Consider the following 14,504-nt stretch of genomic DNA (forward strand, 5'->3'; position numbering starts at 1 on the left):
ATCCCGTGAGTGCGAACCAGGACAACAACCGAGAACTTCGCGAAAACCGCCGCAGGCGCAGCCGTTTTATTCTGCCCGCGCCGAGACATCTGGCCGCTGTGGCGGTAGGGGCTCTCCTTGCCGCCGTGCTGGTGCATTACCTGGGGTTTATCATTCTGAGCTGGTTTGACCTGGGCATTCATGTGCACAAAGCCCCCGCTGTCCAGGAGGACAGAAAGCCTCTGCCTGAAAAAATAGTTCTGAAGGCGGACGACCGTCCCGCTCCGGATGTGGCGGAAGCCGTTGAAAAACCGGATATCGAGCAACTTGAGGAGATTCCCCCGGAATTGCCGGATTTAGAGGATATGCTTCCGGAACAGGTGGTGATTGCTCCGGGGGAAACCAGCTTTTCCGCGGATCAGGTGAGCCCTTCCCCCCCGGAATCCCTGACTCCGAAAATGCCGCAGGTGGACATGAAAGCCGTCGCGAAGGGGTTGCCCGAACCTTCCCCGCCTGAGATGCTGAAAGCTTCCGCCAGTCCGGTTACAATCAAGACGGTGGAACCGGACATGGTGAATCCGGATGAATGGTATAACAATAAGCTCAAAGGGGCGGGCGGGCAGGATGATTCCCATTTGCCGGATGGGAGCAAATCTCTTTCCCAGCTCATGGCCCAGTCCTCCTTGGGCAAGGACAGCGGGTACAGCAGGCTGGGAGCGGATCTTCTTTTTGAATACAACAAGGCGGTGATGAAAAATTCCGCCCGGCTGAGCATGCTTCAGCTTGCGGGGCTGATGATGAAAAATCCGGATACGATTTTCATTGTGGAAGGTCATACGGACAGCTTTGGTTCCGAGGAATATAATGCCGTGCTTTCCCTGATGCGCGCTAATGCCGTCCGCCAATGGCTGAAGGATAACGGCATAGCCCTGACGCGCCCGAATGGTGAATGCAGGTTGTACATACGCGCTTGCGGCGCTTCCCGCCCCGTCGTATCCATCAGGGGGGACCGGGATGCCCAGGCCGCCAACCGGAGGGTGGAAATCCACATGCGCAAGCCGGGAGAGGAAATACCCGCCGGGAGCCTGCCCCTCACGCATGCGGTGGATATGAACACCCCTGTCGCCCGCCAAGTGCGGGCCGGCGCGGGTTCCCGCTCCGGAATCCCCGCTTCCCCGGCGGAAAGGAAAGAGCCTCCCGCCGTGCGGCCATCTTCTGCAGCTCCGGAACGCCGGGAAAATCCTGTGCCGCGTCAGGAAATAATTCCTGACGCGGCACCCATTCCGGAAATGATTCCTTCGGCAGAGCCTGTGGAAGAACGCATCCCTTCGGCAGAGCCGGTAGAGGATGATATCCCGCTGGCCGAACCCGTCGTGCGTGCGGGGAGCCGCGGCTTAGTGAAGGGAGGGGCCGGACGGAGATGGATTTGATGCGTTTTCTGCCGGTCCGGGCGCTGCCGAAACCCGGACGGCTCCGGTATCTTTTCTCCTTTGATTTTGACGATACTCTGTTTACTCCTGGCGGCCCTGCGGAAGAAAGGAGCATTTTTTTCAGAACCATGCGCGTGCTCCGCGCGCAGTACGGCGTACTCTGGGGTGTTAATACGGGGCGCGACCCTGTTTATCTGAGAGAAGGTCTGGCGGATATGTTCCGGGATAATGCGGAAGCGTTTGCTCCGGATTTTACGGTGACGATGGAACGGAATGTGCACCTGGCGGATGCGGAAGGCAGGCTGATGCCCGGTGTTATGTGGAATGATGCCTGCGCAGTTGCTCATGACGACTTGTTCACCCGTTACGGCGGCGTCCTGGAATCATTGATGAACCAGCTGGAAGGCCGGTTTTCCGGGCTGGGACTCCGCAGGCAGGACAATGACGCCTTTTCCCTGGTGGTGAATGATGCCTGCGGCCTGGATGAAGTTTCCTGCGTTATTCAGAATGCGGTTGGTCCGTATAAGGAAATTGTCACGCAAAGGGCAGGCCCCTACCTTCGTTTCAGCCATCGTGATTACAATAAGGGAACATCCCTTTCCTTTGTTGCTTCCCGGTTTGGCGTTCCGTCCGCCCATATCGCCATTTTCGGCGACGGGCACAATGATCTGGACGCCATGCGGCACTTGCCGGAGGCATTCCGGTGCTGCCCTTCCAATGCGGCGCAGGAAGTGAAGGATATGGTTGCCCGCGGCCATGGGTACATTAGCCCGGAACCGCGCACCCGGGGCGTTCTGGACGGACTGGCGCATGGTGTGTTTCCCTATTTCGGGATGAAGGCGGTGGTTCCGCGGGAGGATATTTGAAAACCGGCTTTCAACATGTTTCTTTCATCAGGGCGCTCCCGGAAGAGGAAGAATCGTATTGACAGGGAATGCCTGCAATGCGGAAATGAGAAAGATTCGTTTCCACTCCCGATTGCATGAACACTCCATCTTTTTCCCGTAGCATTTCCAGAGGTTCCGCCGTAGGCTGGTTTTTAGTGGTGCTGCTGGTTTGCGGCGCCGGCGCCGGATATTATCTTTACCAGGATGACCTGGCAAAAAGAAAAGCAGCCCAGGAATTGACCGCTGAGCGTAAATTAAAGGAGAAGAAGGCCAGGGAAGCCGCGGAAAAACAGCGGATAAAACGGGAACGGGAAATCAGGGAGAGGAAGGAAAAGGAACGGCTGGCGGCCCAGAAGGCTTATGGGGAAGCGCAGGAAGAGAAAGCGCGGCAGGCTGCGGAAGCGGCCCGGAAACATCAGGAGCAGGCCGAACGCGAAGAGCGGGAAAAAAAGAGGAGGGAGGAGCTGGAACGGCGCGAACGTGAGGAAGAGGCCCGCAGACAGGAGGAAGATATTCCTGCGGAGGAAGAGCCGGAACCGGAAGGGCGTTTCCCTCAACCCGTGAAAAACCGGATGCCGGAGCTTTCCGTTTATTCGATTCCTTGCAGGGATGAAATCCAGACGGAAAAAGATAAGCCGCTGGAAACATGGTCCTGGGACAAGGCGGAGAAAATGGAGGGAATGGAGGAATTTCCCACAGGTTCTTCTCCGTGGGAAAAAGGGAAAGACGCCGGGCGCATGCAGGCGCTTCTGGGAAAATGCCGGGAATGGAATGACGCCAAGCTTGCCTCGCTGAAGGCGTGCCCGGCGGCGAAGGATTTTCCCGGCGTCCCGGAGGATGGAGCTCAGACGGTCAGGAGGACGGTGGAGATAGATTCCAATATTGGGGGCTGGCATAGTACGGGGCTGTATGCGCCGCCCGGGGCGGAAATTTCGTGTTCCCTGTCCGGCGCTCCCAAAGACGGTTCGATCAGCATCCGCATAGGATGCCATACGGACAGCCTTCATAAGCTGGATGAATGGAAAAGAGTGCCGGAAATAACCATGCAGGTTCCGGCTGGCCGGGGGCGCGTGAAAATGGTGAATCCGATGGGCGGCCTTGTTTATGTGAATGTAGGCCAGCGTCCCAGACGGGGGAAGGTCTTCAAGGTCCAGATTTCCGGAGCCGTGCCGTCGCCTCTGTTCGTAATGGGGAAGACCACTCCGGAACAATGGGCCGAACAACTGGAAAATACCAAGGCTCCGTGGGGGGAAATACGCATGCCCCGGCTTATTGTCACGATGCCCGTGGAACAGCTGAAACAGTGTCCGGAGGTTCAGAAGACGGCGGAGTTTCTGCAAAAAAACATGGCTCTTCAGGACTGGATTATGGGCTGGGATACCAAGCCGGACCGTCTGCATCATCCGATGCGTTTTGTCGTGGACAGGCAGATATCCGCCGGGGCCGGGCATTCCGGTTATCCCGCCATGGCTACGAAGGACTGGACGAATTCCATCGCCGCCGGTTCCATCATCCATTCCGGAAGCTGGGGCTTGTGGCATGAACTGGGGCATAACCATCAATCCCCTCCCTTCACGATGGAAGGCCAGACGGAGGTATCCGTCAACATATTCTCCATGGTGTGTGAAGTGATGGGGACTGGAAAAGACTTTGAATCCTGCTGGGGCGGCGGCATGGGGCCGTACGGCATGAGCGCGGAAATGAAAAAATATTTTTCTGGCACCCAGACTTACAATGAGGCGCCCAACAAGGTGCAGCTCTTCTTCTGGGTGGAGCTGATGTACCATCTGGGATTTGACGCCTTCCGCCGGGTGGCTCTTCAATTCCATGACAAGCCGTACGACAACGGTGAGTTGAGCGATGAAAAGAAATGGGAATGGGTCATGAACGCTTTTTCCAGGGTCACGGGAAAGAACATGGGGCCTTTCTTTAAGGTGTGGCGTACGCCGGTTTCCGAACGCGCCGCAGGCAGGATGAAAGACCTTCCCGTCTGGCTGCCCTCCAGGGATTATCCGGCCTGTTATACCGCAGAGGAATAAGAAGATCCCGGGACAGGGACGTTGCCGCACTCGTCTCTGGACGGTTCCGCCGGCTGGGGCTAGGATGGCGGAGCTGATGAGATGGCTGAATGACTGGCTGGGCTTCTTCAAGCCCCTTCAGGTGCGGAACCTGCAAATATTCTGGTCGGGGCAGGCCTCCGCCCTGATTGGAATGTGGTTGCAGGTGACGGCCATGGGCATTCTTGTGTATGATATTTCCGGCGGCTCCGCCACGGCAGTGGGGCTGTTGGCAGCTTTGAACGCCCTCCCTTTCTTTCTGGGCGGCATGCTGCTGGCCGGGCTGGGGGACCGTTTTGACCGGAGAAAACTTCTCATAGCCGTGCAGTGTGTCCAGTGGCTGGTGGCGGCAGCCCTGTTTTTGTTGACTGTGCTGGATATGCTTCAGTTGTGGCACCTGTACGCCGCCGGGCTGGTGATGGGCGTCAATCAGACGGTGGGTTTTCCCACGCAGCAGGCTTTTGTGGGCGACCTGATACCGCGCCGGCAATTACAGGAGGCCGTGGGCATGTATTCTCTGGTGTTTAATACGTGCCGGGCCATAGGGCCGGCGCTTGCCGGCTACATCATTGCGGAATGGGGCGCCGGAACCGCCTTTGGCGGCAACGTGGCGGCAAGTCTTCCGCTGGTTGGCTGCCTGGTTGCCTTAAAGGGACGCGTAGCGGATACCTCCGCTCCCAGAAAGCAGCGCGGCGCAGGAAGGAAAGCATCCGGCCTCAAGGCGGTGCTTGCCACGCGCAGCCTGCTCTTTATCATGATCAGCGCTCTGATTCAGAATATCTGCGGGCAATCCCTCTATCAGATTGTTCCGGCATTGATGCATGGAAATCCCAGGCATACCGGCCTCATTCTGGGAGCGGTCGGAGCCGGGGCCATGGCGAGCATCCTCTTTGTCCTGCCGTTTGCTCGCAAAAGCGACAGGGTGGGGGCCAAACTTTCCTCAGGTACCCTGTGGATGGGATGCGCGCTGTGCGTGGCCGGCGTCATCCCGGTGGTGGAAGTGCAGGCCCTCTGTTTCTTTTTTGCCGGGCTGGCCACTTCTTCCCTCTTCGTTACTTCTTCATCCGCCGTGCAGCTTTTGTCTCCCCCGGAACGCAAGTCGGCTATTCTGGGGTTGTTCAGCATCGTCACCATCGGAGTGCAGCCGCTGGCGGCCATGGGCTGGGGGGCTGTGGTGGATGCCTGGGGTGTCCAGACGACGATTGTCCTGGCGGGTGGGCTGGAAGCCTTGTTTTCCATTTGGATGTTGAGCGTTCCATTTTGGCGCCATTTCAAATTTTCTCCGGATGATTGTCCGGAGGCGACATAACGCCTTTTCTCCATTTGCGGCAGGGGAGGAAAAACGCCGGTCCGCATTCTGCGGGGAAAGGGGGCGCATGGGAGGCTTTTTCCCGTGGAAATTCCGGAATGCGGCCGGATGAGGGAAGAGGAAGCAGGTTACAGAAACGTCAGGCGCCGGTTGTTAGCTGTCCGTTTTTGCTTCGTGTTCGGAATAGCTGATGCCCAGCATGCAGATATCGTCGGCTTGATTGGTGCAGCCGGTGAATTTGGCTACGCAGGTAAGGGCCTGATGAACGAAATCCTTGGTGCTGTGAGGGGAGGAATTGTTGAAATAGTCAATCAGCCTTTCTACGCCCATTTCTTCCCCGTCCTGGTTGGCGGCTTCTGTCAGACCGTCCGTGTACATCAGGATGCGTGACCCCGCCAGAAGCGAAAACTGGGCATTATGGTATGTGGCGTCATCCAGCAGTCCCAGGGCGATTCCTCTGGGCAGCGGCATTTTGCGGGCGACCCCGTCCGGCCCCAGAATAATGGGATGCGGATGACCGGCTGTGGAGGCTGTCATGACCCCGGTTTCCAGATCCAGGTAAATATAAACGGCGGAGGCGAACATGGTGGTGTTCGCCCGTTGCAGGATTTTGGCGAGCTGGTGGTTGAGGGAAGTAAGGAAAGCCGCCGGATTATCCGCCAGGTGGGACAACTGTTCCATCAGGCCGCGGAGCATGGAGGCGATCAGGGCGGCGCGGATGCCGTGGCCCATCACGTCGCAAACGATGGCGCCAACGCCGGAATTGCCTACGGGAAAAGCATCGAACCAGTCTCCTGCAACCCCCTCCGAAGGAGTGAAAATATGGTGAAAATCCGCATGGCGGGTCAGGCCGTGTTCCGTATGGGAGCGGGAGGGAATCTCGTAGGGAAGCAGGGCGAACTGGATTTCCCTGGCCAAATCTATCTCCTTTTCCAGAGTTCTGTTGCGTTCCTCCAGAATGCGGGCCGTTTCCGTGGCCTTGATTTCTGTCTTCACCAGTTTGGTGACATCGCTGGAAATACCCACAATTCCCTTTAGCTCTCCGTTGCGTCCATACCACGGGAACTTGCTGTTCTGGCTCCAGGAATCATCCTTGTGCAGCCATGTTTCATGATGAAGGCGGGCGCGGATGGGGCGTCCGGTAACCATGATGTCTATTTCCTCCTTGCGGGAAATATCGGACATCGTCTGGTCAAAAAAGTAATCGTCCGTTCGTCCGGTCAGGTCTGCCGGCGTCGGTACGCCCAGCTTATTGGCTGTGGCGGTATTCGCCAGGACGAAACGTGATTCCCGGTTCTTGAAATAGATGCTGTCGGGAATGTGTTCAATCAGAGTATGAAACAGGTCCCTGTCCTCCGCAGCGCGCAGTTCCGCCGTTTTCCGCCGGGTTATATTGACCCATACGCCCACCAGCATAACGGGCCGGCGCTGCTTGTCCCTGCGGGCGAGGCCGTTGACGCGAACCCAGCTCCAGCTTTTGGAGTTCAGCTTCTTCATCCGGATTTCAATGCGCATGGGCACATGAGTGTGGCCATCCAGGTAACGGCGCACTTCCTGGGAAAAAAAGGCCTGGTCTTCCTCATGTATGGTAAGCTCCGGCTGGGTGAAAATATTGGGAGCTTTCTCCTTGCGGCTGGCCCCCATCATGGTCAGGCAGCGGTCCGTGTAATGGATGACGCCCGTTTTAATATTCCAGATGTAGAATCCTTCTTCCGCCGCCGCCAGGGCCATCTTGATTTTGTCCCAGGTAAAAACTCTCTGGGCGGAATGTCTGTTGCGTGAGGACGGCATTTCAGTTGCCGTTAATCTAACGATAAAACCGCTGTCTTGGCAAGAGGCAAAATAAAGGAATCCTTTCTGAAAGGAGGGCCGGCCGGCAGGTTTTGAGATGAACTCCTATTTTTCTTTTTCCTTTTCCTGGGATTGAAGAAATTGCAGTTCTTTCTTTAAAGCGCTTCCTACGCGGTGCTTTGCCAGATACACCTGGGCAATCGTGACTCCGAGCTGCCGGCGGACCTTGGCCGCGTCCCACTCCCGCAGGACATAATAGTCAAAAATCTGGAACTGCTTTGGCGACACTTTTGCCTTGACGCGTTCCAGAGCCGCCTGAAGAAGGTTATTCTGCCATTCCCGTTCCCATACCTGGTCAAAATTATTCTTCCCTTCATCCGGAATTTTGTCAATGGGGTGTTCCAACGTGCCCGGGGCATCCGGATTCATCAGCATGGCCGTGTCCTTTTTCCTTTTGCGGAACTGGTCGTTGATGCGCCAGCGGGTCATGTTCCAGAGCCAGAGTTTGAAGGAGCCCTGTTCCGGTTTGTAAATATTTTTCCTGCTTTGCTTGGCGATGGAAAGAATGGTTTCCTGTACCACGTCCCAGGCCTCGTCTTCCCTCAATCCGGCCTTGAGGGCGACGGAATAGATAAGGCGCCAATACGTCCGGTAAAATTCATCCCAGGTGCGCTGGTCTTCCCAGTTTTCCAAACGCGCGATCAGGCTTTTTCTGGTATGTTCCGCGTATTGGGAAAGTGTCTGCTCGTCAGGCTGGGATTCGTTATGGGGTTGCAATGGGGACACATTCATGGTTTATCATGAACTACGGATGGAAGTGAAGCGAAAGCCGAGTAATAGGCCGGAAAATTCTGTACGGTCCGGCTTGTTCATTCACTACGTCCGCCATGGAGAAAATCTTTCAGGGAAACGGACATGATCAGGAAAACGTCAAAACGCAGGGGAACCTCCGTCATCGCGGCCCTGGTTGCGTTGTGCGCGGTGGTGGGGTACGGTTTGACGGAGTGGGCTCCGCTGGATAATGAACCGCAGGCGGTTCCCGGCCGACAGAGGGAAGGGCGGCAGACGGTTCGGGAGAAGGTGGAAATTCCCGACAAGGGGGAGCCCGTTCGTCTGCTGACCATGAATGCCGGCAACTACTTTGTTCCTGAAGACCCCAGGAGAAGCAATTTTCAGGTAAAATACAAACCTGTGGAAGCCCGTGAAGCCGTGGCGGAGCTGGTTCGTCAATCGGGGGCGGAAATCGTGGGGCTGTGTGAAATGGGCGGGGAGGCTGCCGTTCGTGACTTGCAAATGCGGCTGAAGAGAAAAGGAGTTCATTTGCCGTACAAAGTTCTTGTCATGCGGGATGGGGAAGACCGTGGTTTGGCCCTTCTTTCCAAATACCGCATCGCGGATAACCGTTCCGTAGCGGACATGCCTGTATCCGGAGAGACGAAACGGAAAAAGACGATGCTGCGGGGCATTCTGGACGCCACGGTCAGCATGCCGGACGGACGGCTGTTCCGCCTGGTGGGCATTCATTTGAAATCGCGCCTCAGCCGTGACGGTTCCGCTGAGGACACGCGGAGAAGGGAAGCCTACGCCCTGCGGGACTACCTGAATGAAGCTCTTGCCTCTCAGGACGGCATGCCTCTGCTTCTGTACGGAGATTTTAATGACGGCCCGTCAGACAGCGCCGTGCAGGTCATCCAGGGACCAGTTAAAACGGAATATCGCCTGAACCGTTTGAAGCCCAGGGATTCCCGCGGGGAGACCTGGACCATTTACTATGAAGACGGAGATACCTACCATTCTTTCGACCATCTTTTCCTGAACAATACGCTGAAGAAGCGTCTTGGCCGCAAGCCCCCCATGGGCATTCTTGACTCTCCCTCCTCCTTCCAGGCCAGCGACCACCGCGGCGTGTGGGTGGAATTAAAGTAGATAAAAATTATTTATTATAAATAAGATGTTCGATGAATATTTGTTAGATTTTGTATTTGATGAAATTAGTATTTTTTATGATAATAAAAAATCATTTCCATAGGGATTTTTTGGTTCTATCCCTTGGTATGATTAGTATAAATAATTGATAACTATTGATTATCCTTCACATTTAGAAAATTAAAAAAATATTATGATCAGCTTAGACTCAAAAATTTTTATAAAAAAATATAGCGATGCCATTTTAGAAGGGGATGCTGCAATATTTGCGGGAGCAGGTTTATCTCGTCCATCGGGATATGTTAGTTGGAAGGAACTTTTAAGAGAAATAGCAAAAGATGTACGCCTAGATATAGATAAGGAAAATGATTTAATATCAGTAGCTCAGTTTTATAAAAATGAGATGGAGAGTAGAGCTGATTTAAATTGTAAAATAATTTCCGAGTTTACAAAAGGAGCGAAGAAAAATCCAACTATGGATATACTTTCAAATCTCCCAATAAATACTTACTGGACAACTAATTATGATAAAATAATTGAATCAACATTAGAAAATAAAGCTAAGAAAAAAGTAGATGTAAAAATAACTCAAGAAAATCTTGCAGAAAATAAGCCGAACAGAGACGTTATTGTATATAAATTTCATGGTGATGTAAGCCAGCCATCTCAGGCTATATTAACAAAAGATGATTTTGAACTTTTTCCTCGCACTCATCAACTTTTTATTTCTTCATTACAAGGAGATTTAATTTCAAAAACATTTCTCTTTATAGGATACAGTTTGAACGATCCTAACCTAATGCAGATTTTAAGCCAAATAAGAATACTTTTGGGAGAAAACAAGAGAACACATTATTGCATTTTTTCAGAATTAAATAGCAAGGATTTTCCTTCACAGTCTGATTTTTTATATGGAAAAGTAAAGCAAGAATTGGTTATAAAAGATTTAAAGAGATATGGAATACAGAGTATTCTTATAAATAAATATAGCGACATACCTGAACTTCTGAATCGTATAAAGGAACGTATAAACCAGAAGAATATATTCATATCTGGATCTTTTGATCAACCAACACAAGAGGAGGATAATTATTTATATGATTTTTGCAAATGTTTATCAATTTCATTAATAAAAAATAATTATAAAATTTTTACTGGATTAGGTAGAAAATTAGGTAAATATTTAACAGGTCATGCTGTAAGTTATTTAATTAGAAATGGCGAAAGACATCTAGAAAAGTATTTACAAATGCTCCCTTTTAATACAAATTTTTCTCCTTCTCAAAAGAGAAAACATAGAATGAGGATGATAGAACGTTGTAGAGCCGTTATTTTCATTTTTGGAAAAGGTGAAAAATATGACGAAAATGTTGATTCAAAAGGTGTTAGAGAAGAATTCGAAATAGCAAAAGAACTAAATAAAATTATTATACCTATAGGTTCTACTGGTTTTGAATCCAAAAGAATTTGGGAAGAAATCAATAATAATCGAGATAAATATTATTATTTAGAACGATATCTACAATCTTTAAATTCAGAAAAAAATCCGAAAATTATTTGTAAAACAATTATTTCTATTTTACAAGATATTGATTATTAATAATGATAAAAATAATACATCGCTCCATGATCTGAAGCTCTCTGTTATCTAATTTTATAGACAATTTTGTATATGATATAAGTCTATCAAAAATACATTCTATAAATTTAGGAATTTTTTGTAGACAGTGATATTTTATATAAAAATATATTGAAAAAAGAGTTGCTATTTTTGCATTTAAATTATTTTTATCTATTTTTCTATAAAATTCAACCATTGTTTTGAAATAAGAATCATCAAAATATTCATCCAAATCATTTTTATGAGATTGTAAATTAATATTATCTATTAAGTCACCAAGTATTTTGCATACTATTTGATGGCAAGTTGATAATGTACCTGTTCTTTTAGTAACTTCTCTATATTTTAATTTTTTTATCCATCTATATCTGTGCGGAAGAAGGTTTGGATTAATATTATAAAATATTGGAAATATAGTTATATTGTTGTTGTTTCTCTGATAGTAAATGAGATCTAGCTCCTTATTTGCCATTTTACTAGAAGAAAAATTGTCTGATAATATAACAACAGCATACTTTGTTTTCAAAATTCCGTTTTTAAAATTGCTTTCATATAAATCATCTCCTAATAATGTTTCATGGTAATCATACCATATATTCATTCCATAATTTTTTAGATGATGCATCATTGACTGAACTACCGTCTTTCTATCCTTACCAGAGAAACATAAAAAAATTTGTGGGGGAATATAATCCATAATCAATAGTTATCATTCTTTATTATAGAACGGAATTATATAGAATAGTCTTGTTGCAAGATTTTCAGAATATTCTGGCTATTGATATTCAGAAAATTGTTCCGACAACAAAGTCGGAAAGATCAACAAAACAAGACTAAAGTGAATAATTTAGTTATAGAATTATCTGCATATTTTTTCTTGGGTGAAAATCCTGAAGAATGGATCTTTGTTTGGCAGCACTGACGTGGGTGTAAATTTGGGTAGTGGCGAGGGAGCTGTGGCCGAGGATGGTTTGAATGTATTTTATGTCTACACCTTCTTCCAGAAGGAGAGTTGCAAAGGTATGGCGAAAGGTGTGTGGCGTTACGGGCTTGAGGATGCCGGATTTTAGGGCCAGTTTTTTGATCATGATTCTTACTGACTGGGAGGATAGATTGCGGCCTAGGCGGTTGATGAAAAAGAATGCGTTCTGCCCGGAAGAAGAAAGGCAAAGACGCTGATATTCCCGGAGAGCGTTCAAAATAGCGTCTTGGCATAGTTGAATAACACGTTCCTTGCCTCCTTTTCCATATACCTTGATGAAGCCGTGATGGAGGTTCACGGAAGCAAGACGCAAAGCGCATAGTTCGGATACCCGGATTCCTGTGCCGAACAGAAGTTCCACTACGGCAATGTTACGGACTATTTCCTGATAACGGTAACCCGTTTTGCCGGAACAGGCATTTTTCTCCTGGTACAATGTAGTCAGGATGGAAGATACTTCCATCGAGTCCATTACGGGAGGGAGTAGGAAGGGAACCTTGATGTTGATTTTGAGTTTTCTCATGGGGTTGATGAAGTCGTCGTCTTCCCTTTCAATAAAGTTTAGCATGGCTTTGAGCGTAGCCATTTTCCTTTTCATGGTTTTGGGCTGAAACTGCGACAGTGATTTGACGTATTGCTTCAAGTCTTCCACGGAGATGGAGGGCAGGGAACATATCTGCCGTTGATCCGTCATGAAGGCCACAAATTGTCTCAAATCGATCGCATATGCTTTCAGGGTTTTTTCACTGAGGTTTTTTTCATATTGGGAATGGAACAAAAAGCGTTCGGTAGTGTTTTCTAACAGAGATGAATGTGATGTGTTTGACATAGCGGAACGGAATAATGGGAGTATTCCGCGGTTGCAAGGTTCTTTTTGATCCTGAATGAAGATGGAATGTTTGAGCCGTGGGACGGCTAGGTGTGCAAAAAAACAGAGAAGAATGGTTTTCGTGAAAGGGAATTTCGGCTCTGCTGACCATGGAGCCGACGACCTATATGTCCCAGTCCGTTGCGTTCGGCGTGACGGATGAATTCTTTTTCCTTCCGGGTCATCAGATATTGTGACGGTTGTTCCTAGCCCGCTAACAATGCCAATTTGCCTCTGAATATTATTCCTGTGACGCAGCCCCTTGAGGACATGAACCATCTGGACGCCATAGGGTGGCAACGCCTGGCTGGCAGCCCTGTACCGTTCACTACTACAGGGGACTTTTTGAGCATTACTTGCACACTTTGTGGAAACGGTCTAACTGATTATTGACGATACAGCGGTTATTTCCATCAACGAATTCCGGGCCAAGACGCGCTGCGTCATGCTGGATCTGGGTAGCCTGACCGTTATTGGCGTGGATTATCTACAACTGATGCGTTCTACGCATGTCCGACTTGCGGGAGTCCGCTCCCATCAAGCAGGACGCGGACATGATAGGCCTGCTTTATCGCTCCGACTACACCGCTGAGGGCAAGAACCAGCGGCAGCAGCTCGCCAAAAACCGCAACGGCTCCTCAAGAGCATTCCGCTCCGCTTTGAAGCAGAACTCATGCGTTTCTCTTTTTCCCGTCCTGATCCTTGCGATTATTTTAAGGATTCACTCTTGCCGTGATTTATGGTTGGTTACACCGGACGGATGAAAGGAGCCTGGATTCCCGAGAGGGAAACGGTTTCTGGAATTTTATTTGGACAGGAATATATCAGGCATTCCCGTTCCTCAAAAAATGATTGCCGTGTCCGTCTGAAACGGGTAGCATGCCAAAAATCGTTGTTTAATCCTGCATTATCTGTATGAGATATTTTTCCAAGCATTCCGGAATGGCTCTGCGCTGTTCCTTGTCAGGGAGCAAAGGGTTTACCCTGGTGGAACTGATTGTCGTGATCACCATTATGGTGGCCATGATGGCCCTGGCCGCCAGCATGTTAAGAGGTGGGGGCAGGGGGCAGGGCCTTCAGGCCGCCGTTGAAATGGTGGACGGCCTGGTGCAGGAGGCGCGGCTGGATGCCATGGGCAAAGGAACGTGGAGCCGCCTGATTATTGTGAGCACTCCCGATGACGAAGCCCGCAATATGCGAACTTTGGGCGTGATGTCCAAAAATACCCGCACCGGGAAATGGCATCTGGTGAACCGTTTGCAGACTCTTCCCGCCGGTTTTTACGTCAGTCCTGCCTACAGCACCCTTCTGGAAGGTTCGAAGAAGGCCCGGGGCGAGAAATCCACGGCCCGCGATTTTTCCAGCCGTGACGGGCAGGATACCGTCAACCTCCCCGGCAACAGAATGACGGATATTTACTTCATTGAATTTGACGAGGAAGGCCGCATGTCCCAGCCGAACGCCCCCACCCGCCTGGTGGTGGTTGCCGGTTCCGCCGGGAACGGCAAGGAGGAGAGGCCAACCCCGATGGTGGACGGCAAACCGGGCCTGGCAGGCGGCATTGTGATTTATCCCAAAGGCAATATCAGCCGTCTGAGGACGACGGAGCAGGTGATTCCCAATTAGTTTCTGTGATATAAACCGGATTTCCTAT

General features: G+C 50.3%; 13 protein-coding genes. 9 read left to right on the forward strand and 4 right to left on the reverse strand.

Features of this window, described 5'->3' with window-relative positions; all coding sequences use genetic code 11:
- The first annotated feature begins 5 nt into the window (after positions 1-5).
- From CI070_RS10380 to CI070_RS10395, 4 genes are all read left to right on the forward strand, one after another.
- Positions 6-1,409, forward strand: coding sequence for an OmpA family protein (locus CI070_RS10380; protein ID WP_218824051.1), 1,404 nt, complete (start codon positions 6-8; stop codon positions 1,407-1,409).
- Positions 1,410-1,537: 128 nt separating this feature from the next.
- Positions 1,538-2,275, forward strand: a complete 738-nt coding sequence (locus tag CI070_RS10385; protein WP_179218320.1) for an HAD family hydrolase — start codon at positions 1,538-1,540, stop codon at positions 2,273-2,275.
- Between the two features lie 116 nt (positions 2,276-2,391).
- Entirely contained in the window at positions 2,392-4,335 is a 1,944-nt protein-coding gene (locus tag CI070_RS10390; RefSeq protein WP_094135750.1) for a M60 family metallopeptidase, read from the forward strand.
- 64 nt (positions 4,336-4,399) lie between these two features.
- Entirely contained in the window at positions 4,400-5,662 is a 1,263-nt protein-coding gene (locus CI070_RS10395) for an MFS transporter (protein WP_094135751.1), read from the forward strand.
- A gap of 153 nt (positions 5,663-5,815) precedes the next feature.
- On the opposite strand, the gene CI070_RS10400 is transcribed toward CI070_RS10395, so the two are convergent.
- Positions 5,816-7,453: a SpoIIE family protein phosphatase gene (locus CI070_RS10400; protein WP_094135753.1), complete on the reverse strand. Its 1,638-nt coding sequence runs from the start codon at positions 7,451-7,453 to the stop codon at positions 5,816-5,818.
- 105 nt (positions 7,454-7,558) lie between these two features.
- On the reverse strand, positions 7,559-8,245 hold the full coding sequence (locus tag CI070_RS10405; protein WP_022197496.1) for an RNA polymerase sigma factor: 687 nt from the start codon (positions 8,243-8,245) through the stop codon (positions 7,559-7,561).
- A gap of 123 nt (positions 8,246-8,368) precedes the next feature.
- Here CI070_RS10405 and CI070_RS10410 point away from each other — a divergent pair, with 123 nt between their 5' ends.
- Together CI070_RS10410 and CI070_RS10415 are read left to right on the forward strand one after the other, a co-directional pair.
- Positions 8,369-9,379 carry an endonuclease/exonuclease/phosphatase family protein gene (locus CI070_RS10410; RefSeq protein ID WP_094135755.1) on the forward strand — a complete coding sequence of 337 codons (1,011 nt, stop codon included), beginning with the start codon at positions 8,369-8,371 and terminating at the stop codon, positions 9,377-9,379.
- Between the two features lie 193 nt (positions 9,380-9,572).
- The gene (locus CI070_RS10415; protein ID WP_094135757.1) at positions 9,573-10,979 is read left to right on the forward strand and encodes an SIR2 family protein; all 1,407 of its coding nucleotides are present in this window, start codon (positions 9,573-9,575) and stop codon (positions 10,977-10,979) included.
- Here CI070_RS10415 and CI070_RS10420 read toward each other — a convergent pair.
- A complete protein-coding gene (locus tag CI070_RS10420) occupies positions 10,954-11,697 on the reverse strand; it encodes a toll/interleukin-1 receptor domain-containing protein (protein ID WP_094135759.1) in 744 nt (247 codons plus the stop codon). The two genes, CI070_RS10415 and CI070_RS10420, sit on opposite strands and share 26 nt — an antisense overlap.
- 154 nt (positions 11,698-11,851) lie before the next feature.
- Positions 11,852-13,129, reverse strand: coding sequence for a tyrosine-type recombinase/integrase (locus tag CI070_RS10425; RefSeq protein ID WP_218823927.1), 1,278 nt, complete (start codon positions 13,127-13,129; stop codon positions 11,852-11,854).
- A gap of 109 nt (positions 13,130-13,238) precedes the next feature.
- On the opposite strand from CI070_RS10425, the gene CI070_RS14615 reads away from it, so the two are divergent.
- The 3 genes from CI070_RS14615 (at position 13,239) to CI070_RS10435 (ending at position 14,476) form a co-directional block, all read left to right on the forward strand.
- Positions 13,239-13,442 (forward strand): hypothetical protein, encoded by a 204-nt coding sequence (locus CI070_RS14615; RefSeq protein WP_440588065.1) that lies wholly within the window; start codon positions 13,239-13,241, stop codon positions 13,440-13,442.
- A complete protein-coding gene (locus CI070_RS10430) occupies positions 13,360-13,614 on the forward strand; it encodes a DnaB-like helicase C-terminal domain-containing protein (RefSeq protein ID WP_094135763.1) in 255 nt (84 codons plus the stop codon). Before CI070_RS14615 ends, CI070_RS10430 begins: the two co-directional genes overlap by 83 nt.
- Positions 13,615-13,765: 151 nt before the next feature.
- The gene (locus CI070_RS10435) at positions 13,766-14,476 is read left to right on the forward strand and encodes a prepilin-type N-terminal cleavage/methylation domain-containing protein (RefSeq protein WP_094135765.1); all 711 of its coding nucleotides are present in this window, start codon (positions 13,766-13,768) and stop codon (positions 14,474-14,476) included.
- Positions 14,477-14,504 lie beyond the last annotated feature (28 nt).

The sequence above is a fragment of the Akkermansia muciniphila genome (genome assembly GCF_900184965.1).
In the GTDB taxonomy this organism is placed as follows: Bacteria; Verrucomicrobiota; Verrucomicrobiia; order Verrucomicrobiales; family Akkermansiaceae; genus Akkermansia; species Akkermansia muciniphila_A.

Excerpts from the sequence above, each read along its gene's own strand:
- CI070_RS10385 (WP_179218320.1), top strand. The coding sequence starts at position 1,538 with ATGCGCGTGCTCCGCGCGCAGTACGGCGTACTCTGGGGTGTTAATACG.
- CI070_RS10390 (WP_094135750.1), top strand. The coding sequence starts at position 2,392 with ATGAACACTCCATCTTTTTCCCGTAGCATTTCCAGAGGTTCCGCCGTA.
- CI070_RS10395 (WP_094135751.1), top strand. The coding sequence starts at position 4,400 with ATGGCGGAGCTGATGAGATGGCTGAATGACTGGCTGGGCTTCTTCAAG.
- CI070_RS10400 (WP_094135753.1), bottom strand. The coding sequence starts at position 7,453 with ATGCCGTCCTCACGCAACAGACATTCCGCCCAGAGAGTTTTTACCTGG.
- CI070_RS10405 (WP_022197496.1), bottom strand. The coding sequence starts at position 8,245 with ATGAATGTGTCCCCATTGCAACCCCATAACGAATCCCAGCCTGACGAG.
- CI070_RS10410 (WP_094135755.1), top strand. The coding sequence starts at position 8,369 with ATGATCAGGAAAACGTCAAAACGCAGGGGAACCTCCGTCATCGCGGCC.
- CI070_RS10415 (WP_094135757.1), top strand. The coding sequence starts at position 9,573 with ATGATCAGCTTAGACTCAAAAATTTTTATAAAAAAATATAGCGATGCC.
- CI070_RS10420 (WP_094135759.1), bottom strand. The coding sequence starts at position 11,697 with ATGGATTATATTCCCCCACAAATTTTTTTATGTTTCTCTGGTAAGGAT.
- CI070_RS10425 (WP_218823927.1), bottom strand. The coding sequence starts at position 13,129 with ATGGTTCATGTCCTCAAGGGGCTGCGTCACAGGAATAATATTCAGAGG.
- CI070_RS10430 (WP_094135763.1), top strand. The coding sequence starts at position 13,360 with ATGTCCGACTTGCGGGAGTCCGCTCCCATCAAGCAGGACGCGGACATG.
- CI070_RS10435 (WP_094135765.1), top strand. The coding sequence starts at position 13,766 with ATGAGATATTTTTCCAAGCATTCCGGAATGGCTCTGCGCTGTTCCTTG.